Consider the following 21,349-nt stretch of genomic DNA (forward strand, 5'->3'; position numbering starts at 1 on the left):
TGACCTGCCTCAGGCGGTCATGTTCCATAACACATTCTCGTGGCGCATCTGGATGCTTTCGGGGTTGATGGCAGCCATCAGGCCCACGCAAAAATCCTGCTGCGGGAACTGCGCTGCGGCATCCTTGGCCGCCTTCATGTCTGTCCAGATCACGTAATCCGTCCAACGGCCATCCTCACCCTGGCTCAGTTGACGATAGGCAAATCCGGGGGCAGCGCGGACAAATGCCTCGGACGCCTGGCTGAGTTTCACGAACTCTTCCGGGGTTGTTCCGTTGGCAAGGGTAAAGGTGACGATTTCAGCAACATGGGTCATTTGATTCTCCGTTGACCAGGTTTCGATGCCCTCTGCCTAGCCCTTTACAACTGACATAAACCTGTCAGTTGAGAATTGCGAGTCCGCAAAAACCGCGCAACCGGTTCACATTTATGCGCGGAATTGACCTGCCTCACTTTTGCAGAGCGCTTTGCAGGCGTAGACACGGACCCAGTTCACATTTCCGGCGCATGGCGCCGACGTAAGAGGAGAAAAGACATGCTCAACAATATCGGTCTTCCCGGCCTTCTGCTGATTGCCGTCGTGGTGCTGGTGCTGTTTGGCCGCGGCAAAATCAGCTCGCTGATGGGCGAAGTGGGCAAGGGCATCACCGCGTTCAAGAAAGGCGTCAAGGACGGAACGGAAGAGATTGAACAGGACGCGTCCGAGCTGGCCAAGGATGTCACGCCCGAGACCGAGAAAGACAAGGTCTAAGCGCGGATGTTTGATCTGGGCTGGACCGAGCTTCTTGTCATCGGCATCGTTGCGCTGATCGTGGTGGGGCCCAAAGACCTGCCGGTTCTGTTTCGCAATGTCGGTCGATTCGTCGGCAAGGCGCGCGGAATGGCGCGTGAGTTTTCCAGCGCCATGAACGAAGCGGCGGACCAGGCAGGTGTGAACGAGATCAAGAAGGGTCTGAATGCCGCTGCCAATCCTGTCAACACCGCCATGGACGGGGTAAAGCAGGCCGCGCAGGATATGGCCAAAAGCATGGATCCGACCAAGTTCGACCCGGACAGCGAAACCGGCAAACTGGCCGCGGAACGGGCGGAACAGGCCAAGAAGATCCAGGCCGCAACAGCTCGCGCCGCCGCCGACCGCAAGGCAAAAGAAGCCGCAGACGCGTTGGCCAAGGCAGAAGAGGCGGAAGCGGCGCTGAACACTGAAAGCAAGACATGACCAAGACCGACGAGATCGAAGATACCTCGGCCCCATTGATCGAGCATCTGGCCGAACTGCGCACACGGTTGATCCATTGCGTGGTGGCGTTTCTGATCGGTATGATCATCTGCTTTACGGTGGCCACGCCGATCTTCAACTTTCTGACGCAGCCACTGTGCGAGGTATTGACCGAGCGTGGACAGGATTGCGGGCTGATTTTCATATCGCCGCAGGAAGGGTTCTTTGTCGCCATCAAGGTCTCGTTGCTGGGCGGTTTCATGCTGGCTTTTCCCTATATCGGGATGCAGATGTGGCGGTTCGTGGCGCCCGGCCTTTATCGGTCGGAAAAGAACGCCTTTCTGCCATTCATGCTGGCGTCGCCCTTCATGTTTCTGCTGGGGGCAAGCTTTGCCTTCTACGTGGTCACACCTTTGGCCTATGACTTTTTCCTGGGCTTCCAGCAATTCGGAGCGGAAGGCGAAGCGGTGGCCGACGGAACAAACGCAGCGCCGCTGAGTGTGGTGTTCCAGGGCTCAGCGCAGGAATACCTGAACCTGACGATCAAGTTCATCGTGGCCTTTGGCCTGTGCTTCCAGTTGCCGGTTTTGTTGACCCTGATGGGCAAGGCCGGGCTGGTCAGCGCCGAGGGGCTGGGAGCGGTACGCAAATACGCGGTCGTTGGCATTCTGGTGCTGGCCGCCATCGTGACACCGCCGGACGTGATCACCCAGATCATCCTGTTCGTCGTGGTCTACGGGCTGTACGAGATTTCGATATTCCTGGTGGCTCGGGTCGAGAAAAAGCGCGAAGAGCAATTGCGCGCCGATGGCTACTATGACGACGAAGAAGAAGCAGACGAAGAGATCGTACAGGAAGAAGACGCTAGGTAAATCTGCTGAATGAAATGGATAAGGCGCGCCGGTTTCTGGCGCGCCTTTTTCGTGCCCGGCCCTTGTTGCGTCCGGGCGAACATGGTTTGACACAGGCAGAGATGACCGGAGGAGCCGATGGACGACCTAGCCCTGAACCGTATCGCCGACGCGCTGGAGCGTATGGTACCTGCACCGCTGGCCGCGCCCGATTTCGCCGTGGCATCGGCATTTGTCTGGCATGTTGAGCCGGATCGCCTGACGCCGGTCGAGCAGGTCAACAGGGTCGATCTGGATCTGCTGGTGGGGATCAACCGCTCTCGTGACACGCTTCTGGACAACACGCGCCGTTTCGCTGCAGGATTCAAGGCCAACAACGCCTTGCTGTGGGGCGCGCGGGGAATGGGGAAATCCAGCCTCGTCAAAGCTGTGCATGGCACTTTGCAGCATGAGCATCCAGACCTCAAACTGGTGGAATTGCAGCGCGAGGACATGGGCTCGGTCGCGCGTCTTCTGAACCATCTGCGGGCCGCGCCTTACCGGTTCATTCTGTTCTGCGACGATCTGTCGTTCAGCCATGATGACCAACACTACAAGTCGCTGAAGGCGGTGCTGGATGGTGGTATCGAGGGCCGCCCCGAGAACGTGGTGTTCTATGCCACCTCGAACCGTCGCCATTTGATGCCACGTGACATGATCGAGAACGAACGCTCAAGCGCCATCAACCCCTCCGAAGCGGTCGAGGAAAAGGTTTCCCTGTCGGACAGGTTCGGCCTGTGGCTGGGTTTCCATCCCTGTGATCAGGATGAGTATCTGGCGATGATCGACCGTTACTGCGCCGCTTACGGCGTTTCGGTAGACGCAGGAACCCTTCGGGCCGAAGCCATTGAATGGCAGGCCACGCGTGGCGCAAGGTCCGGTCGCGTGGCCTGGCAGTTCTTCGTCGATCTGGCCGGACGCAACGGTGTTCATATCGCCTGACCCGCTCGCTTCATCTGGCCAAAAATATCCCCGCCGGAGGCATGGCCCGTCAGGGCCATTCCTATAGCAGCGCCAGAATACGCGCGGCCTCGTCCGCAGCGCTGGTCAATACATCGCGGTCTTCACCGGGATGGAAGCGGGCGCGCACGGCGGTTGGCATTGGCGCAGGTTCCACAATAGAAACCCGCGGTCCTGTCCGCTCGGTCTCGGCCGCCCAGCTGCGGGCCAGCGCCATTTGCGCGGCCTTGGTTGCGCCGTAGATGCCGTAGAACTTCTCGCCCGCCTTGGGGTCGTCAAAGAACACGGCGTGGCCGGCTTCGCCCAGTAGCGGCGCGATGTATGGGATCAGCACCGAGGTTGAGTTGGCGTTGGTATTCACCGCCTTGGTCCATTCCTTGGGGTCGATGAAATGCGCAGGTGTCAGGGCCGAGGTGTGGATTGCGGTGTGCAGCCAAAGATCGACCTTACCCCAGCGGTCGTGAATGCCCCGGCACAGGGTCGCCATTGCGTTAGGATCAGCAATGTCCATCGGCGCCAGAGTGGCGCTGCCGCCCTTGGCCTTGATGCGGTCGTCCAGTTCCTCAAGCCCGCCCGTGGTGCGGGCAACGGCAACAATGTGGTGTTCGGGCGCCAACGCTTCGGCCAGAGCGGCACCCAGCCCGCGCGAGGCCCCGGTGATGAGGGCGATTTTGGTCTGATCAGTCATGGTTGCGGTTTGGACCCGTGCGCGCAGGGCGTCAAGTCGCGATCACGAGCCGGGAATGGCAATCCGGTGCGTTTGGCCGCTTTGTCGCAGCATGATGCCGTCTTCATCAATCGCAACAATAGTGCCCGAAGCCACTCGGCTGCCGGTTTTGACCTCTTTTACGCGGCCCGAAGACATCCGCATCAATGCGCGCATATTCGTGGAGGGGCCAAAGACCCCAAGGAGGGAAACAGATCCCTTTTTCAGCGCACCTTTCTGGGTGGCTGCGGCCTTCACTTTGGAGTTCGACATAAGTTCTGGCCGGGCAGGGCCCGGCCCCTGTTATCGGGTGGTGGTTGGCTTGCGCCTACCAAATGCGTTCGACGAACAAAAGCCCGGTCGAACGTGGCGACACGGGCAAATGATCACGCTGGAAGGAACCGGTTGGATTCATGCCGTGTTCGCCGCGGGGTTGTGAGCGGAAACCCACTCATAAATAGCTTTCGGGCAGTGTGTTAGTTCGAATCGTGCGGCCGGATCGTGTCAGTTGACGCAGTTCAACCAGACGCGAGCTTGGCTGCGTTCCACGACCCGCCGACAACCATCATATCCTGTTTCTTCTGGCTGACCCGGCTGCTGTTTTCGAGGCTTTCAAGATATTCCTCGCTGACACTTCCGGTTGGGTAATTGCCGTCAAAACACGAGCAGTCGAATTGCTTGATCTCGGGATTGCCTTCTTTCGCGGCCCAGATCAGGTCATCCAGTTCCTGATAAAACAGGGCGTCCGCGCCCAGTTCCTGGCGGATTTCCTCGATTGTTTTGCCGTTGGCGATCAGTTCATGCTTGGTGGGCATGTCAATGCCGTAGACATTCGGGTATTTGACCGGGGGCGAGGCGCTGGCGACGTACACCTTTTTGGCGCCGGCCTCGCGGCACATCTGGACGATTTTCTTGATCGTGTTGCCGCGCACGATCGAATCGTCGATCAGCAGAACGTTCTGGTCCTCGAACTCAAGCGGAATGGCATTCAGCTTGCGGCGCACGGATTTCTGTCGTTCCTGCTGGCCAGGCATGATGAATGTGCGCCCGACATAGCGGTTTTTGACCAGACCTTCGCGATAGGGGATGCCGGTGATCTTGGCGGCCTCGAGCGCGACGGGGCGTGCGCTGTCCGGCACAGGGATGATGCGATCAATCTCAAGACCGGCAGCCTCGATCTGGCGGGCCAGCGTTTGGCCCATGCGCATCTGTGTTTTGTAGACCGAAACGCCGTCCAATAGCGAATCCGGCCGCGCAAGGTAGACGTATTCGAAGATACAGGGGGTCAGTTGGCCCTCAACCGCCTGGAACGCGTGCATGTTTCCTTCCAGATCGATCAGGATCGCCTCACCGGGTTTCACGTCACGCAGCTTGTCAAAGCCGTTGATGCCGAATGCCACGTCTTCGGACGCAAAGGCATAGTCGTCGCCATCTCCGTCCACATCGCGTTTGGCAACGGACAGGGGACGGATTCCATAGGGATCGCGGAACGCCAGCATGCCGACGCCGGCAACCAGACAGATCACCGAATAGGCACCCTGAACCCGCTCCATCGTCATCTTTACGCCGGCAAAGATATTGCGAATGGGCTCGGCATTGCCGTTGACCTTGATTGCATCGGCCACCTTGTCGGCCAGAACATTCAGCAGGATTTCCGAGTCGGATGTGGTGCGCAGGTGGCGGCTGTATTTGCCGGTGACCTTCTCGCGCTGTTCTGCGGTGTTGGTGATGTTGCCGTTATGAACAAGATAGATGCCGTAAGGCGCGTTCACGAAGAACGGTTGCGCCTCGGCCGCGCTGAGCGAACCTGCCGTGGGATAGCGGACATGACCAATACCGGTTTTCCCCAGAAGGGTTTCGGCGTCTTGCGCGTTGAAGACGTCCTTGACCAGCCCGTTCGCCTTCTTTTCACGAAAGTACTCACCGTTATATGTGACGATGCCCGAGGCGTCCTGACCCCGGTGCTGCAGCATCAGCAGCCCGTCATAGATTTCCGCAAAGACATCATGTGTCCTGCTTGCGATCCCCAAAATCCCACACATGTACGGGCTCCAATTCCTATGACGTTCTTGTGGTGAGTGTTCTCAATGGCCGGAACCGGAGTATTTGCCGGATGGTATTTGTACCCGTTGTCGCCAGTCTTCAGAACGGCAAAGTCGCGCCATCGCAAAAAGGGCAAGCGCGAAAGAAAACAGATACAGCAAGACCGGCAGCTCCGATTCCATGTCGGTTTGGGTCCCACATAATACCTAACGGCGCGTGTGTCATCTAACGATCACAATCGCGATTTGCCGCAGGCCAATATTTGTCTGAATTCACGCGGAAGATGACATTTTTTCCGACTTATGCTGTCATGCGAACAATGCCGACCGTTAAGGCGGTTTGTTACCGGACTGGATGTTACCTATGTGGCAGCATAAGCCAAAGGCCAAGGAAGCGGCCCCAGCAAAGCGCCGATGTCACCGATGCCGGGGCATGGGACGTGCGCCATGCCAGATCTGCAACGGTGCCGGAGAAGTGGTCAAAAGCCGCGATATCCTTGGCAAACCGATCTCAAGCAGATGCGACGGATGTTTTGGGCTAAAAACGATCCGATGCACGGTCTGCGGCGGCGAGGGGTTTGTCTGAGACCCGCAAACAAAAAAAGGCCCGGGCATTGCCGGGCCTGTCTGCAAACTCAACTGATAAGGCGTATCAACCTTCCGAGTTGCCTGCGGTGCAGCTGGCGACCAGTTCTTCATACTGGGTCGTAACCCAACCTAAGGCCGCTTCGGGGTTTTGCTCTTCGATCTTGCCACTGAACTGTTCGAAGACTTTGGCCGAACGGCTTTCGTCAACGATGGTATAGCTTTGGCCGGTCATCACCGTGTCGTAGACAAAGAAGGCGATGGCCACCAACAGAATGCCCCGCGCGATGCCGAAGAAAAAACCGAGTGCCTGATCCAGGCCGCCAAGCGCCGAGCGCTGGACCAGCGATGAAAACAGCGGCGTGAAGATGCTGACCACGATCAGTGCGATGGCAAAGACACCCGCAAAGCCGGTGATCACCGACAATTCGCAGCTGTCGCGCAGGAAGTCTCCGACGACCGGGATTTCCTTGACCAGCGGAACGGCCTGTGGTGCGAAGATAAAGGCCAGAACTGCGGCGGCGACCCAACCTGCGATGGCCATAACCTCGCGCATGAAGCCGCGCGAATAGGCCAGAATGCCCGACAGCACGACGATCAGGGCGACTACCCCGTCAATTATTGTAAAACCTTCCATGGCCCTCGCCTGTTCGTTTTCTGCCCCTCGGGCGGGACTTTAACCTGCTCCGAAGGTTTCGCCAACAAACCCGACCAAATCAGAGGGTCGGGTGAGTGTCAGACCTGCCACAGTGCCGGTTTTGCCACCTGCCGGAGCAATTGCCGCCGTGAAACCAAGTTTTTGCGCTTCTTTCAACCTGTTTTCGGTCTGCGGGGCCGGTCTAAGTGCCCCGGAAAGAGAGATTTCTCCGAAAACGACCGTGTCGGCGGGCAGGGCAGTGTCCTCACGCGCGCTGAGCAGTGCTGCAGCCACGGCCAGATCGGCAGCGGGTTCGCTGACTTTCAGCCCGCCTGCCACGTTCAGGTAAACATCGAGACCGGCAAAGGGGATACCACATCGGGCTTCGAGTACGGCGAGGATCATCGCAAGCCTTCCGCTGTCCCACCCGACGACAGTGCGGCGGGGCTGGGAATGCGGCGAGGGCGCGACGAGGGCCTGCAATTCCACCAGCACGGGCCGGGTGCCTTCGATCCCGGCAAAGACGGCCGAGCCTGGGCTGGGTGTGCCACGTTCCGACAGGAACAGGGCCGAGGGGTTCGTGACCTGTGCCAGCCCTTTGCCGGTCATTTCGAACACTCCGATTTCGTCGGCGGGGCCAAAGCGGTTCTTGACCGCGCGCAGGATGCGGAACTGATGGCCACGCTCGCCTTCGAAATACAGCACCGTGTCGACCATATGCTCGACCACGCGGGGACCGGCGATCTGGCCTTCCTTGGTGACATGGCCAACCATGATGATCGAGACCCCGTGGCGCTTTGCAAAGGTCGTCAGCTCGTGGGCCGCGGCGCGGACCTGTGACACTGAACCGGGGGCGCTGTCGACATTGTCGGCCCACATGGTCTGGATCGAGTCGATGATGGCGAGGCCCGGCTTTTCTGTTTCCAGCGTCGTCAGGATGTCGCGCAGGTTGGTTTCAGCGGCGAGTTGCACGGGGGCGTCTTCCAGCCCCAGACGGCGCGCGCGCATGCGGACCTGCGCGCTGGCTTCTTCGCCCGAGACATAGATCGTCTTAACGCCTGCCCGGGAAAATCTGGCCGCTGCCTGCAACAGCAGGGTGGATTTGCCGATGCCGGGGTCGCCGCCGACCAACAGGGCCGAGGCAGGCACAAGACCGCCGCCCAACACCCGGTCCAGTTCCTCGACGCCGCACAGGGTGCGCGGCGGGGGTGTTTCCTCGGTCGACAGGTCGGAAAGCGCTACGGCCTGTCCACGCTTGCCGCCCAGCGATTTCTTCGCCGGGCCGGCGGAAAGGGGCGCTTCCTGAGTGATGGTGTTCCATTCACCGCAGGCGTCACATCGTCCGGACCAGCGGGAATGCGACGCGCCGCAGGCGTTGCAGGAGAAAGAAGTCGTTTTAGCCATGGCGCAATTCGTGCCCGAGCCGGGACGGTTCTTCAAGCCCTTGCGGGGCTTTCTTCACCGCCGGTGGCGGCCACGACCTCGGGCCCTGCGGGCCGTCGGCCATGGCGGGCGCTGGCGCGCCGGGGTGGGTGGCTTATTCGGCGGCCCGGGGCGGTGACATGGCAATGACGCTTGCGGCGCCGGGGTCACTTCCGTCGGGCGGTGTTTGCAATTGGGTCGAAAGTTCAGGCAGAAGCTCGAACAGTTCGTCGCGAAGGCGCGCAAGCTGGGATTTGGCGATGGATTCCTCGATCTCGATATCGCGGGTCCACTGGCGCAGCTCGTGCTGGACGGTCTGGGCATCTTCGATTCGTTGACGGAACAGCTCGATCTCTTCCTGACGTTGTTTCAGGAAGGTGCGGGCGCGGGCCACTTTGTCCGCGCCATAGGTCTGTGCCAGTTCGTGGCTGACCTGGCTCATCTGTGCGGCCAGTTCCAGAACCTCGGGTTCGAGCGACTGAAGGTCCGGGTGATCGCGCAGAAAGGCCAGGCGTTCCTTAACCGCGTCGAACTCGGAGGCAAGCGCGAAGGCTCCGCAGCGGTCGGCGGCATGGGCCACCTGATAGGCATCGACCACATCCTGCATGTTCAGGGAAAACTTGCGATGCGTCTTTTCCAGCGCCATCATTCTGGCGTTTGAGGGCAGGTAGAAGGCCAGCATGAGAATCAGTGCAGTCAGGCCGATCTGGACAAACATGCCCGCATCTATCGTGCCGGACCCTGCAATTCCGGCCTGCACCGACAACCAGGGCCAGACACCGGCGGCCGATAGAGTGGTGGCCAAAACCGCTGCGAGGGCCGACGCGCAGATCAGGAAAAAAGTCAGTCGTAGAAAGGCATTCTGACATTGCAATGTGATAGTATGGATGGCGTCCATGACGTCCCAACTCCTTCTCGCAAACCGGCACTGGCCGGGTCCGGGCGGCGGGGTTCGTCAAACACACAACGTGATCCGCAAAGGACCGGCAAGGTACAAAAACAAAACTGCTCGAATTAGGAAGATGATACTCAGTATAATGATTTCAATCAATTAGACCTGAGGATTTCGTGAACTGCATGTCATTTCCGTAACGTGGCCCACGGCGATTGACGCCAGAATACAGCCCGTGAACAGATAAAGACCCCACGCCGTTTCGATGGTGGCGTAGGAGATGCCCTTGGCCAGCGTGATGTAAAGCGCGATGAGGAAAATGTCGGCCATGGCCAGTTTGCCGAGGATGTTCAGCGCGGGTTGGACGCGGGCGTCCAGCAGATTCCATTGGATCAGCGCGGTGCCGATGGTTTTGACGTAGGGCGCGAAGAGGGCGAAGACGGTGACGATCAGCGCGAGGAAGACGTCGGATCTCCAGAGGGATTGCAGGCCGGTGATGACGCTGATTTCGCTGAGGCCAAAGATCGGCAGTAGACCGGCTCGCATCAGCGGGGCGAACCATGCGATGGGGTAGAGGATCAGGAGGGATAGGGTGGCGAGGCGGAGGGTCATCGCACTAGTCGCGATGCCACGTTTTTTTTTCTTCACGCAACCTGAGCTGAAGGGCTTGGATAACGATCATAAGTGCCTCAATGTCGGGTGCGGCATGGCTTCCGAGGTATGGATACCGAGAAACGTATGGGCGGTCGTACACCCGATCAAGCAGATCTACGTGTATTCCCAGTGTCCGGTACAATTTGGCAAGTTCATCCGCTTCTAGGTGCTCGTCTACCTCAACTAGCTCTTCCGGCAGTTCGACGTTTTGAAGAAGAGCTGAAATCTCGGCCTCAAGGTTAGGGTCGTCAAGGATTTCAAAGAGCTTAGATATACTGTGTGTTTTGCTGTTATCGATGCCGCGACACGCTATCAACCCCTTGAGGCTAGTTTCGAGAGAAACGCCCACTAATTGCGAAAGGGGGCGTAGAATTAGTAGTTTGTCCCAATAGAAGCGATGCCGATTTGCGAACTCTGCTTCCCAAATAATCTTCGCTGCTTGTAAGTATTTCTCAGAAATTTGAGCGAACAAGTGGGGGCTCATTGACTCCCGTTCGTCTAAGAACTTTGTCACCGCACCGCCTCAATCGGCCCTTCCGCGCTCCCGCTGATGAACTGCTCTACATAAGGATCACCCGAGGCGTCCATCTGGCCGACCGGGCCGGTCCACTGGATCACACCTCCGTGCAGCATGGCCACGTTGTCAGCAATTGCGCGGACGGAGCTCATGTCGTGGGTGATGGTCATCGCGGTAGCGCCCATCTCGGTCACAATCTCGCGGATCAGGTCGTTGATGACGCCGGACATGATCGGGTCCAACCCCGTTGTGGGCTCGTCGAAAAAGATGATTTCGGGCTCGGCAGCAATGGCGCGCGCGAGGCCCACGCGTTTTTGCATGCCGCCCGACAGTTCGGCCGGAAAGCGGTCGGCGACGTTGGATTTCAAGCCGACGCGGCGCAGTTTCTCGATGGCGATTTCGCGCGCCTCATCCGCAGGGCGTTTCAGCGAGCCGCGCAGCAGGCGGAAGGCGACGTTTTGCCAGACGGGCAGGGAGTCGAATAGCGCGGCCCCCTGAAACAGCATCCCAAAGCGCGCCAGGAACGCATCGCGGTCGCCCTTAGTGGCGTCTTTGCCACCGACATAGATCATACCGCTGTCGGGCTGGATCAGGCCAAGGATACATTTCAATGCCACGGACTTGCCGGTGCCCGAACCGCCGATAATGACCATCGAGGTGCCTTTGGGGATCTCAAGGTTCATGCCCTGCAGTACTTGGTTGTCGCCAAAGGCTTTTTGTACGTTCTCCATCCGTATCATAGCGAGAAGAACACCCCTGTCAGAACGAAGTTTGCGGCGAGGATCAGCACAGCGGCGGCCTCGACCGAGCCCTTGGTGGCGCGTCCCACGCCCTGCGCGCCACGGCCCGAATTCATGCCGTAGTAACATCCCATGATGGCTGCGATCATGCCGAAGGCTGCACCCTTGACCAGCGACGAGACGATGTCGCGGGTTTCAAGGAAATCCACGGTGTTTTTAAGATAGGCCGCCGGATTGAAGCCCAGGTTTTGCGTGGCGACCGTATAGCCGCCCATGATGCCGATTACGTCGCCTACCGCGACCAGAGCAGGCACGGTGATCAGCGCCGCCAGCACACGCGGGGCGGTGAGGTATTTCATCGGGTGCGTGGACAACGTGACCAGCGCGTCGATCTGCTCGGTCACTTTCATCGTGGCGATCTCGGCGGCGATGGACGAGGTCACGCGCGCGGCTATCATCAGGCCAACCAGCACCGGACCAAGCTCGCGCACCATGCCGATCGCGACGATCTGGGGCACGACGGCTTCGGCATTGAAACGCGCGCCGCCCGCGTAGATCTGCAGCGCCAGCGCGCCGCCGGTGAAAATCGCGGTCAGGCCGACGACGGGCAGCGACAGCCAGCCGATATTCAGCAGCGCGATGCCGAATTCGCGCGGGTAAAACGGCGGGCGAAAGATATGAGAGACTGCATCCAACGCGAACAGTCCGACACGGCCGAATGCCGCCAGCATGGTCAGGACGACGCGTCCAAGACCACCCAGAAGGGAAAGGGGGTTCATTCCACGTAGCCCTTGGAGTATCGGTTGCCCAGTGAGGTCAGAATTTCATAGCCAATGGTACCCGCGGCCTCGGCCAGATCATCCACGGTTTGATGTCCGTTCAGAATACGCAGACGCTCGGGCGCATGCGGCAGGTCGGTGACATCGACGGTGATGAGATCCATCGAGATGCGGCCGACCACGGGGCATGGCTGATTGCCAGAGAACATGTCTATGCCGCCACCGATGGCGCGGTGCAGCCCGTCGGCATAGCCAGCCGCGACGGTTGCAATCCGTGACGGTCGGCGCGCGGTCCAGCTGTTGCCATAGCCAACGGTTTCACCCACGGCCAGATCCCTGATCTGCACAACAGGCAGATCGGCTGTCACGACGGGTTTTGCGGCGGCGAACGGCAGACCGCCATATAGTCCGACGCCCGGGCGACAGAAGTCGAAATGGAATTCGGGTCCCAGTAAGATGCCGCCGGTGGCCGCCAATGATCTGGGAGCGGCAACCCCGTCTGTCATCTCGCGGAAGGTGCGCAACTGTTGTTGGTTCATAGGGTGATCGGGCTCGTCCGAACAAGCCAGATGTGACATCACCACGACCGGGTTCAGTGCCTCGGCCTGCGGGCGCAGTGCGGCCCAGTCGGAAGGTTCCAATCCCAAACGGTTCATGCCGCTGTCGAGCTGAATGCCAAAGCCGTGATCCGGCAGTGCCTCGCGATGGCGCTGAAACTGCTGGGGTGAGTTGATCAATGGTGTCAGATCGTGATCCCGCAGCAGATCGGCGTCGCCTTCCATGTGGCCGGAGAACACGCCGATCATCGGACCGGGGCCGACCGCCTGCCGGACAACGGCGCCTTCTTCGGCGACGGCGACAAAGAACTTCCGGACGCCTTCTTCGGCCAGTGTTGCCGAGACAGGCCCGGCACCCAGGCCATAGGCATCCGCCTTGACCACGGCGCCGGTTTCGACATCCGTTTTTGCGTCGAGCGCCCGCCAATTGCTGGCGAGCGCCTGAAGATTGATCGTCAAACGTGCAGTACTCATGGAACTGTTCATGACATTGGATCGCGGCAGGTCAAGAGGGAATGCTTCAATTCCCCTCGGGTTTATGGGCCTCATAAGCAGCTTCAAGCTCAGATCGCAGGAAATCGGCAAACAACAAAGGCTTGAACCCGGGGGCACCGGTGCCGGGCAGAGGTTCGACAATTGTGCTCACATGCGGGTCAAAGAAGAACGGGACGCTGTATCGTTCACGACCCGAACGGTTGATAACGCGATGCGGTGTGGACAACAGGCGGCCATTCGACATCCGATGCAGCATATCCCCGACATTGACGACAAATGCCCCGGGGCGTGTGGGGACATCGACCCAGTTTCCGGCAGGCGTTCTGACCTGCAATCCACCCACCTGATCCTGCGCCAGCAAGGTCAGGCAACCAAAATCGGTATGGGGTGCCGAGCCGAACAGATCACCAGGGCTGGCTTTGGATTGCGGTGGATAGTGCAGCAACCGCAGCCAGATGGTCGGAGTGTCGAAGGCCGAAAGAGCAGAGAAATCGGTGGCGCCACTGGCCTTTAGGGCAATTCTCATCAACCTGCGCCCCAGGTCGGACATGGCGCGGGCATAGGCCTCCAGCGTGGTCCGAAAACCCGGCAGATCCGGCCACCGGTTCGGGCCTGACAGGTAGATACCGGAATCGGCCTTTGTGTCTTCGCGCATCATCATGAAGCTTGCCGACTGATTGGGTTTGGTCACATCGGCCAGGGTCGAGTTTACATCCGTTGACGTATCGATGGCGATATAGCCGCGGTGGGTTCGGTCAACGGCGATCGCAAGTTTTTCGTCAAGCTGCAGCGCGTGAAACTGTCTTGAGGATTCGAAGACATCGCTGATCAGACCGGCATCTATGCCGTGATCCTCGATATAGCCGAAGCCTGTTGTTCCATAAGCAGCCCGAAAATCGGCTGCGATTTCATCCTCGGGGCGCGCGCCCAGACGGATGACGGGGATTTCAGTGAATTCTGTCATTGTTCTTTCGCTTTGTTGAGGAAGATTGCAGGGGCAGAAAATGCCCCCGATCTATCCGGCAAAGCGTTTGCGGCGGTGCCCGAAGTGGCGTTCAAGCACCACGCGACGGGGTTTATGAGCAAGACAAAACAGCATGGCCCGATCCGTGCATATCAGTTTGCCAAGGTCAAGGGATCAATATCCTTCGATCTGTCCGCCCTGTTGCCAGGGTTTGACCAGATTTCCGAAACGGGTGAACTGGGCCTCGAAGGACAGCTCGACCGTGCCGATGGGGCCGTGACGCTGCTTGCCGACGATGACTTCGGCCTTGCCGTGCAGGCGTTCCATGGCCTGCTTCCACTCTTCCATCTTTTCCAACTCGTGATCGCCGGGCTTTTCGCGTTCCTTGTAGTATTCCTCGCGGAACACGAACATCACCACGTCCGCATCCTGTTCGATCGATCCCGATTCCCGCAGGTCGGACAGTTGCGGGCGCTTGTCGTCGCGGTTTTCGACCTGACGGGAAAGCTGAGACAGCGCGATCACCGGGATGTTCAGTTCCTTTGCGATGGCTTTCATGCCCATCGAAATCTCGGCGATCTCGTTGACGCGGTTGTCGGACATGCCGCGGCAAAGTTGCAGATAGTCGATCACCAGCAGGTCCAGCCCATGGGTGCGTTTCAGCCGCCGTGCGCGGGCGGCCAGCTGTGAAATCGGCAGGGCGGGCGTGTCGTCGATGAACAGGGGGCACGCCTCAAGCTCCTTGGCGGCATCGACGAAGCGGCGGAACTCGGCTTCGGTCATGTCACCTTGGCGGATCTTGTGCGAGGAAATCTCGGACGCTTCGGCCAGAACCCGACCCGCAAGCTGCTCGGCGCTCATCTCCAACGAGAAGAAGCCGACCACTCCACCGTCAACCGCGCCCTCGCTGCCGTCCGACTTCAAGCCACGCTTGTACGCTTTGGCCACATTGAAGGCCACGTTGGTCGCCAGCGATGTTTTTCCCATCGACGGGCGGCCCGCCAAAATAATCAGGTCCGATGGGTGCAGGCCCCCCAGTTGCTTGTCCAGATCGGCCAGACCGGTGGAAATCCCTGCCATGCCGCCACCGCGCTGGTACGCCTCGTTGGTGACATTGACGGCTTCTGTGACCGCCTTGAGGAAGGATTGAAAACCCTGTTCGGTCTGGCCCTGCTCGGACAACTGGTAAAGCTGCTGCTCGGCCTCGACGATCTGTTCTTTCGGCTCGCTTGACACATCGACCCGCGCCGCCTTGTCTGAGATGTCCCGGCCCAGACGGATCAGTTCGCGCCGGATGGCGAGGTCATAGATCATCTGCGCGTAGTCATGCACCGCGAAGGCGCTGATCGAGGCGCCGGCCAGTTTGACCAGATAGGCCGGCCCGCCAAGCTCCTTCAGGCCTTCATCCTCGGCCATGAAAGATTTCAGCGTCACAGGCGAGGCCAGCGCATTCTTTGCGATGCGCGCGGCCGCGACTTCGTAGATGCGGGCGTGGACCGGATCATAGAAATGCTCGGCCCCGATGATCGAGGCTACCCGGTCATAAAGGTCGTTATTGGTCAGGATCGCGCCCAGAAGCTGCTGCTCGGCCTCGATGGAGTGCGGCATTGTTTCGGCGTTCTGAATTTGCGCCGCTGCCTGCTCGATACTGCTGATCTCGTTCATTGCTGTTCTCTTGCCCCTTGGACAGAGGCCATAACGCAGCGCCCTGAGTCGGCGCAAATTGTATGTTTTCTGGGGATAGCCTGTGCATATCTTCCCGCCCCATCATATTGCAGGATGGGGCAGGGGTCCGTCAACATGTTGTGGATGGAGTGTCGGGCGTATTCGGCAATGTTTCCGATTGGGAAACGGTTTGCGTCACGTCAGCCCTTATTCGCTTCCTGCCAGCCGCGCGGCTCGTTCAGGAATGCTTCGACCCCATCAAGTGTTTCCTGATCAAACGCTTTTTGCGCCTTGGCCTCGGCCAGAACATCCCACCAGGTACACAGGCTGTGCAGTTGCACCCCATGATCACCCAGGGTTTTTTCGGTTTCGGGGAAGATGCCGTAGTAGAAGATAACGGCAGTATGCCCGCAGGTCGCGCCGGTTTCGCGGATCGCGTCCACGAAAGACAGCTTCGAGCCGCCATCGGTGGTCAGGTCTTCGACCAACAGAACGCGTTCGCCTTCGCTCATGGCGCCTTCGATCCGGGCGTTGCGGCCATACCCTTTGGGTTTCTTGCGCACATAGGTCATCGGCAGAGCCATACGTTCCGCCACCATCGCGGCAAAAGGGATTCCCGCGGTTTCGCCGCCTGCAATGTTGTCGAATGCTTCAAAGCCCGCATCGCGCATCACGGTGACGGTCAGGAAATCCATCAAGGTCGAACGGATGCGCGGGTACGAGATCAGCTTGCGGCAATCGATATAGGTCGGGCTGGGCAAGCCGCTGGCCAGAGTGAACGGCTCGCGTGCGTTGAAATGCACGGCCTTGATCTCCAGCAGCATCCGCGCGGTCAGGCGGGCGATTTCGGTGCTGTCGGGAAATGAACTGGGGATCATGGCGGAACCTCGGGGCTGAAATGACGTTGCGGGCTGATAGCCCGTCTAAAGGGGCGCTGTCGAGAGGGGTTGGCCCAAAAGAAAAGCGGACCCTGAATAAGGTCCGCTTTTGCCCTTGCGGGCTGCTGGACGGGCCTAGGTGGGCTAGGCCTGCCCGGATCAGGGCATTTACGCGAAAGGGACTTCGCTGTGCAACCGGCAAATTGCCTCCCGCTTAGTGTCAGTCATGCCTGTGCGGTAGCTGAAACAGTATGCCCGCAGCCAAGTGGGCCGACCTGAGGAAACACGTTACAGCTCAGCACTTTGTGAGCAATGTGGCAGAAGAAAAAGGGGGGAACCGGCTGCCTGCGCCGCGGATGATGTTACTCGGCATCACGTGATTGTGCGTTGAGTGGTCTTAGGTCACAGGCCCTGAGCTTTGGCGCCTTTCAGGAGGTGCCGATACAACAGATCAAGGGCGTGGCCCCGCGCGGCAATGCGCACCTTGTCCCGGCCCAGGGCACCAAACTCGACGGTTTCGGTTATGGTGTCCTGGCCTTCGGCCGCCAGACCGAAGCACACACGACCTTCCGGCTTGAATTCAGACCCACCCGGACCGGCAATTCCTGTGACAGAGACAGTCAGCTGAGCGCCCGAATGCTTCAGCGCGCCCTCGGCCATTTCCCGGGCGACCTGCTCTGATACCGCTCCGTGGGCTTCCAGCGTGTCAGCCTGCACGCCCAGCATCTGCTGTTTGGCGGTATTGGTGTAGGTGACAAAGCCGCGTTCCACAACGGCAGAGCTGCCGGGAATATCTGTCAGCGCGGCGGCAACAAGGCCGCCAGTGCAGCTTTCGGCTGTGGCGATCATCACCCCCTGCGCCTTGGCCCAATCCAGGATGTCGGAGACGCTCACAGGCCCAGTACCCCATGCGAAAAGCCGGCCAGTAGAGCGACGCAGATGGCTGAAAACACACCAGCGATCACGTCATCCAGCATCACGCCCATTGGGTCGCCACGCTGGTCGGCCCAGCCGACAGGGCCGGGCTTGGTGATGTCGAACAGGCGAAACAGCACGAAACCCGCCACCCAACCGGGCCAGAGTGCGGTGATATCCAGCCCGTGCGCCCAGGCCGGGTAGGAAATTGCCCAGAGGGCGATGAACTGCCCTGCAACCTCGTCAATCACGATTTCCGACGGGTCGTGGTCATCCTGACCTGCGGTCATGACCTTTGTGGCCCAGAGCCCTGCGACAAAGACGATCAGAGTAGCCAGGGCCAGCAAGGGGAAGCCACCCAGCGTGTGCAAAACCCAGACCATCGGCAGCGCGGCCAGTGACCCCCAGGTGCCGGGGGCGGGGCGCAGATAGCCTACGCCGCCAACGGTTCCAATCAGACGCGCCGCTTTCATGACTTCACCAGACATGCTGTAGCCAGTGACGCGATGCCCTCACTGCGGCCGGTAAAGCCCAGACGTTCAGACGTGGTCGCCTTGACCGAGACCTGATCGGCCCGCAATCCCATGATTTTCGACATTTCTTCGCGCATCGCGAGCGCGTGAGGACCTATCTTGGGATATTCGCAAACAAGTGTGCAGTCGACATTCGAGATGCGGTAGCCCATCTGTTCGGCCAGTTCGACCGCGTGCCGCAGAAATATCGCGCTGGCGGCCCCTTTCCATTGCGGATCCGATGGTGGGAAATGCTGACCGATATCTCCCTGCGCCAGCGCGCCATAGATTGCGTCGGTTACGGCGTGCATCCCGACATCGGCATCTGAATGTCCCTGAAGCCCGCGATCATGCGGCACTTTTACACCGCACAGGATCACATGATCTCCATCGCCAAATCGGTGAACGTCGTACCCGTTGCCCAGCCTTACTTCCATGTTCGTTCCCATGATACGTTCCGCCCTGGCAAAATCCTCGGGTCGGGTGATTTTGATGTTGTCTGCGTCGCCGGGCACGATAGCCACGCCTATCCCTGCCGCGCGGGCGACTTCAACGTCGTCCATGGCACCGCCGGGGTGTGCGGCATGGGCTGCAACGATGGCGTCATAGTGAAATCCCTGAGGGGTCTGGGCCGCATACAATCCTGTGCGATCTTGTGTGCCCGTGACAGCGGAACCGTCTCCCGTCCAGAGCGCGTCGGTCACCGCCACCCCCGGTGCCGCGGCGCTGTTGTCGTTCAGTGCCGCCAGTACGTCGAGGATGGTGGCGCGGCTGACACAAGGCCGGGCGACATCGTGGATGAGGACGCGCGCCACGGTCTTGTCCGCCAGCGCCTGCAGGCCATTGCGGACAGACCCGGCGCGGTCTGCTCCTCCTGTCGCCAAAATCAGATCGGTACCGTCAAATTCAGCCCGTGCGGCGTGGTCGTCGGGGGAAAGGACCAGAACGATATGGTCAACCAGTCCCCGGAACCTGTCGATTGTCCAGTCGGCCACGCGACGTCCGGACAGAGTGCGCCATTGTTTAGGCGTCCCGCCACCCGCGCGCATTCCGCGTCCGGCGGCGACAATAATGGCGGCGGTGGTCATGAGGTCTGCTCTCCTGCGTTGGGTCATTGTTTAGGATGCGGTGAATGCAGAGGCAATCGCCCGCGTCAATCTGCCAAAAAATTAGGCATGTGATGATTTTGCAGGCTTGTGACATGCGGATTTCTTGGTCATATGCGCAGAATTCGATATTAAATGCGCAACTGCCCAAGGAATAAGCACTTTGACCCTGCATCTTGCTGACAAGCCTTTGTACCCGCCGGTTTTGCTGGCGCCGATGGCCGGAATCACCGATCGCCCGTATCGCGATCTGGTGATGCGCTTTGGCGCGGGCATGGTTGTCAGCGAAATGGTTGCCAGCCAGGAAATGGTGCAGGCAAAACCGGGCGTGCGCGAACGGGCCGAGCTTTCGGCGGATGTCGAAAACACCGCCGTTCAGCTTGCCGGGCGTGAAGCACGCTGGATGGCGGAAGCCGCGCGGCAGGTCGCTGATCGCGGCGCGCGGGTGATCGACATCAACATGGGCTGCCCGGCCAAGAAGGTGACCAACGGGTATTCGGGTTCAGCCCTGCTGAAAACGCCCGACCACGCTCTGACACTGATCGAGGCGGTGGTGGAGGCGGTGGATGTCCCGGTGACGCTGAAGACCCGGCTGGGTTGGGACGACAGCCTGCTGAATGCGCCGGATGTGGCGCGCAGGGCGCAGGATGCCGGTATTCGGATGGTCACGATCCACGGTCGAACACGGTGTCAGTTCTACAAGGGACACGCAAACTGGCAGGCCATCCGTGCGGTGAAAGAGGCAGTGACCATTCCGGTCATAGCAAACGGCGACATCGTCGACACGCAAACCGCACGGACCGCCTTGGATCACTCGGGTGCCGACGGCGTGATGGTCGGACGTGGGGCGCAAGGAAAGCCCTGGTTGCTGGCGCAGTTATGTCACGACCTGTTTGGTGCCGACGCGCCGGACGTTCCGACAGGGCATGATCTGAGCGCGATGGTGCAGGAGCACTATCAGGCCATGCTGGATTTCTATGGACCCGACCTTGGTCTGCGCGTCGCGCGCAAGCATCTTGGGTGGTACATGGATGAAGCAGGAACGCCCGTCGGCTTGCGCCGCGCGATACTGACATCGCGTGATACATCCGAAGTTCTGCGTTTGATCGCGGATGCAATCCCGCATCAGGGGGAAGCGGCGGCATGACCTCGGACCAGAGCATTTGGGCCTCATTGCCGGTTCCCGCATTCATCATCGACGGTGACGACCGGATCGCCGACGTCAATTCGGCGGGTGAGGGGTTCCTGAACGCCTCGCGCCGTTCGGTTGTCGGGCATCCGGTGTGGGATCAGATAGCCGTCGACGCACCCCTGGAGGAGGCGTTTCTGAGGGCACGGCAGAATGGTTCGCCGTTGTTCGTCAATGATGTGGATGTTGGATCGGGCAGTCGTGCCCCGCTGCAATGTGCGCTGCAGATCGCGCCGTTGATGGGTCATCCGGGATCAATGATCATGATCCTTTCTCCGCGCGAACTGGCCGGACGGATGACTCGCGGGAACACGGTGAAATCCGCCGCGCAATCGGCTATCGGAATGGCCGAAATGCTGGCGCATGAGATCAAAAACCCGCTGGCTGGCATCACTGGAGCTGCCCAGTTGCTTAGCATGAATATCTCTCAGCAAGATATTGAGTTAACAGACTTAATTGTCGAAGAAAGCCGCCGGATCGTAAAGCTGTTGGAGCAGGTGGAGCAGTTCGGAAACCTGTCGCAGCCGGACTTCCAGCCGGTCAACCTGCATGACGTGCTGGACCGTGCGCGGCGTTCGGCGCTGCTGGGGTTCGGCGCACATATGAAGATTGTCGAGGATTATGATCCGTCGCTGCCGCTGGCTTATGGCGATCAGGACCAGATCCTGCAGGTCATTCTGAACCTTCTGAAAAACGCATCCGAGGCGGCCGGACCGGAAGGCGGGACCATTCGCCTGCGCACCTATTTCGAACATTCATTTCGTCTGCGGCGCAACGATGGGTCCGGCCATTCCCTGCCGCTGCAGATCGAAATCATCGATGACGGCCCCGGCTTGCCCGAAGACATCCTGAGCGACATTTTCGATCCCTTTGTCTCTGGCAGGGAAAACGGCACGGGTCTTGGTCTGGCGCTGGTCAGCAAGATCGTCTCCGACCACGACGGCTGGGTTTCGGCCGAGTCGGTTCCGGGCCGGACGGTTTTTCGCCTGTCACTCAGGCGGGCGCCACGGGACGCGCAATGAAATTGAA

The 21,349-nt window shown here is 59.7% G+C and carries 24 protein-coding genes; 6 read left to right on the forward strand and 18 right to left on the reverse strand.

The features are described from left to right. Positions 1-9: 9 nt before the first annotated feature. Positions 10-315 carry a hypothetical protein gene (locus AC2FIR_RS01955; RefSeq protein ID WP_496743871.1) on the reverse strand — a complete coding sequence of 102 codons (306 nt, stop codon included), beginning with the start codon at positions 313-315 and terminating at the stop codon, positions 10-12. Between the two features lie 219 nt (positions 316-534). On the opposite strand from AC2FIR_RS01955, the gene AC2FIR_RS01960 reads away from it, so the two are divergent. The 4 genes from AC2FIR_RS01960 to AC2FIR_RS01975 all read left to right on the forward strand — a co-directional run bounded on the left by AC2FIR_RS01960 (position 535) and on the right by AC2FIR_RS01975 (position 3,047). Then, a complete protein-coding gene (locus AC2FIR_RS01960) occupies positions 535-750 on the forward strand; it encodes a twin-arginine translocase TatA/TatE family subunit (protein ID WP_170610679.1) in 216 nt (71 codons plus the stop codon). Between the two features lie 6 nt (positions 751-756). Then, positions 757-1,215: a Sec-independent protein translocase protein TatB gene (tatB, locus tag AC2FIR_RS01965; protein ID WP_170610681.1), complete on the forward strand. Its 459-nt coding sequence runs from the start codon at positions 757-759 to the stop codon at positions 1,213-1,215. Further along, on the forward strand, positions 1,212-2,087 hold the full coding sequence (gene tatC / locus AC2FIR_RS01970) for a twin-arginine translocase subunit TatC (protein WP_170677401.1): 876 nt from the start codon (positions 1,212-1,214) through the stop codon (positions 2,085-2,087). Before tatB ends, tatC begins: the two co-directional genes overlap by 4 nt. Before the next feature lie 117 nt (positions 2,088-2,204). Beyond that, entirely contained in the window at positions 2,205-3,047 is an 843-nt protein-coding gene (locus tag AC2FIR_RS01975) for an ATP-binding protein (RefSeq protein ID WP_480905399.1), read from the forward strand. Positions 3,048-3,108: 61 nt separating this feature from the next. Here AC2FIR_RS01975 and AC2FIR_RS01980 read toward each other — a convergent pair whose 3' ends face one another. The 17 genes from AC2FIR_RS01980 to AC2FIR_RS02060 form a co-directional block, all read right to left on the reverse strand. After that, a complete protein-coding gene (locus AC2FIR_RS01980) occupies positions 3,109-3,753 on the reverse strand; it encodes an SDR family NAD(P)-dependent oxidoreductase (RefSeq protein WP_496743874.1) in 645 nt (214 codons plus the stop codon). Positions 3,754-3,795: 42 nt separating this feature from the next. Then, positions 3,796-4,044: a hypothetical protein gene (locus AC2FIR_RS01985; RefSeq protein WP_170677395.1), complete on the reverse strand. Its 249-nt coding sequence runs from the start codon at positions 4,042-4,044 to the stop codon at positions 3,796-3,798. A 245-nt stretch (positions 4,045-4,289) separates the two neighbouring features. Next, positions 4,290-5,813: an amidophosphoribosyltransferase gene (gene purF / locus AC2FIR_RS01990; protein WP_170610695.1), complete on the reverse strand. Its 1,524-nt coding sequence runs from the start codon at positions 5,811-5,813 to the stop codon at positions 4,290-4,292. Between the two features lie 652 nt (positions 5,814-6,465). Beyond that, on the reverse strand, positions 6,466-7,035 hold the full coding sequence (locus tag AC2FIR_RS01995) for a CvpA family protein (RefSeq protein WP_170610697.1): 570 nt from the start codon (positions 7,033-7,035) through the stop codon (positions 6,466-6,468). A 39-nt stretch (positions 7,036-7,074) separates the two neighbouring features. After that, on the reverse strand, positions 7,075-8,439 hold the full coding sequence (gene radA, locus AC2FIR_RS02000; protein WP_496743876.1) for a DNA repair protein RadA: 1,365 nt from the start codon (positions 8,437-8,439) through the stop codon (positions 7,075-7,077). A gap of 133 nt (positions 8,440-8,572) precedes the next feature. Continuing rightward, on the reverse strand, positions 8,573-9,355 hold the full coding sequence (locus AC2FIR_RS02005) for a DNA repair protein (RefSeq protein ID WP_496743878.1): 783 nt from the start codon (positions 9,353-9,355) through the stop codon (positions 8,573-8,575). A 153-nt stretch (positions 9,356-9,508) separates the two neighbouring features. Beyond that, positions 9,509-9,961, reverse strand: coding sequence for a paraquat-inducible protein A (locus AC2FIR_RS02010; RefSeq protein WP_480910846.1), 453 nt, complete (start codon positions 9,959-9,961; stop codon positions 9,509-9,511). 4 nt (positions 9,962-9,965) lie between these two features. Next, positions 9,966-10,475 carry a HEPN domain-containing protein gene (locus AC2FIR_RS02015; protein WP_496743880.1) on the reverse strand — a complete coding sequence of 170 codons (510 nt, stop codon included), beginning with the start codon at positions 10,473-10,475 and terminating at the stop codon, positions 9,966-9,968. A 38-nt stretch (positions 10,476-10,513) separates the two neighbouring features. Further along, positions 10,514-11,260 carry an ABC transporter ATP-binding protein gene (locus tag AC2FIR_RS02020; RefSeq protein WP_496743882.1) on the reverse strand — a complete coding sequence of 249 codons (747 nt, stop codon included), beginning with the start codon at positions 11,258-11,260 and terminating at the stop codon, positions 10,514-10,516. Beyond that, positions 11,257-12,039, reverse strand: a complete 783-nt coding sequence (locus tag AC2FIR_RS02025) for an MlaE family ABC transporter permease (protein WP_170610714.1) — start codon at positions 12,037-12,039, stop codon at positions 11,257-11,259. Before AC2FIR_RS02025 ends, AC2FIR_RS02020 begins: the two co-directional genes overlap by 4 nt. After that, positions 12,036-13,070, reverse strand: a complete 1,035-nt coding sequence (gene alr / locus AC2FIR_RS02030) for an alanine racemase (protein ID WP_170610717.1) — start codon at positions 13,068-13,070, stop codon at positions 12,036-12,038. Before alr ends, AC2FIR_RS02025 begins: the two co-directional genes overlap by 4 nt. Positions 13,071-13,116: 46 nt before the next feature. Beyond that, positions 13,117-14,055, reverse strand: coding sequence for an isopenicillin N synthase family dioxygenase (locus AC2FIR_RS02035; RefSeq protein ID WP_496743884.1), 939 nt, complete (start codon positions 14,053-14,055; stop codon positions 13,117-13,119). Between the two features lie 174 nt (positions 14,056-14,229). Further along, complete coding sequence (locus AC2FIR_RS02040; protein ID WP_170610722.1) at positions 14,230-15,720, reverse strand: replicative DNA helicase; 1,491 nt, start codon at positions 15,718-15,720, stop codon at positions 14,230-14,232. Positions 15,721-15,920: 200 nt separating this feature from the next. Continuing rightward, the gene (locus AC2FIR_RS02045) at positions 15,921-16,598 is read right to left on the reverse strand and encodes an orotate phosphoribosyltransferase (RefSeq protein ID WP_496743886.1); all 678 of its coding nucleotides are present in this window, start codon (positions 16,596-16,598) and stop codon (positions 15,921-15,923) included. A 402-nt stretch (positions 16,599-17,000) separates the two neighbouring features. After that, complete coding sequence (locus AC2FIR_RS02050) at positions 17,001-17,492, reverse strand: CinA family protein (RefSeq protein WP_496743887.1); 492 nt, start codon at positions 17,490-17,492, stop codon at positions 17,001-17,003. Beyond that, the gene (locus AC2FIR_RS02055) at positions 17,489-17,986 is read right to left on the reverse strand and encodes a phosphatidylglycerophosphatase A family protein (protein ID WP_496744206.1); all 498 of its coding nucleotides are present in this window, start codon (positions 17,984-17,986) and stop codon (positions 17,489-17,491) included. Before AC2FIR_RS02055 ends, AC2FIR_RS02050 begins: the two co-directional genes overlap by 4 nt. Beyond that, complete coding sequence (locus AC2FIR_RS02060; protein WP_496743889.1) at positions 17,983-19,113, reverse strand: bifunctional 2-C-methyl-D-erythritol 4-phosphate cytidylyltransferase/2-C-methyl-D-erythritol 2,4-cyclodiphosphate synthase; 1,131 nt, start codon at positions 19,111-19,113, stop codon at positions 17,983-17,985. Before AC2FIR_RS02060 ends, AC2FIR_RS02055 begins: the two co-directional genes overlap by 4 nt. 181 nt (positions 19,114-19,294) lie before the next feature. Here AC2FIR_RS02060 and dusB point away from each other — a divergent pair, with 181 nt between their 5' ends. Both dusB and AC2FIR_RS02070 read left to right on the forward strand, forming a co-directional pair. Next, positions 19,295-20,278 (forward strand): tRNA dihydrouridine synthase DusB, encoded by a 984-nt coding sequence (gene dusB / locus AC2FIR_RS02065; RefSeq protein WP_480490071.1) that lies wholly within the window; start codon positions 19,295-19,297, stop codon positions 20,276-20,278. Further along, positions 20,275-21,342 carry a two-component system sensor histidine kinase NtrB gene (locus tag AC2FIR_RS02070; RefSeq protein WP_170610739.1) on the forward strand — a complete coding sequence of 356 codons (1,068 nt, stop codon included), beginning with the start codon at positions 20,275-20,277 and terminating at the stop codon, positions 21,340-21,342. The genes dusB and AC2FIR_RS02070 overlap by 4 nt, the downstream gene beginning before the upstream one ends. The last annotated feature ends 7 nt before the right edge of the window (positions 21,343-21,349 follow it).

The sequence above is a fragment of the Ruegeria sp. CDSB136 genome, from assembly GCF_059610965.1.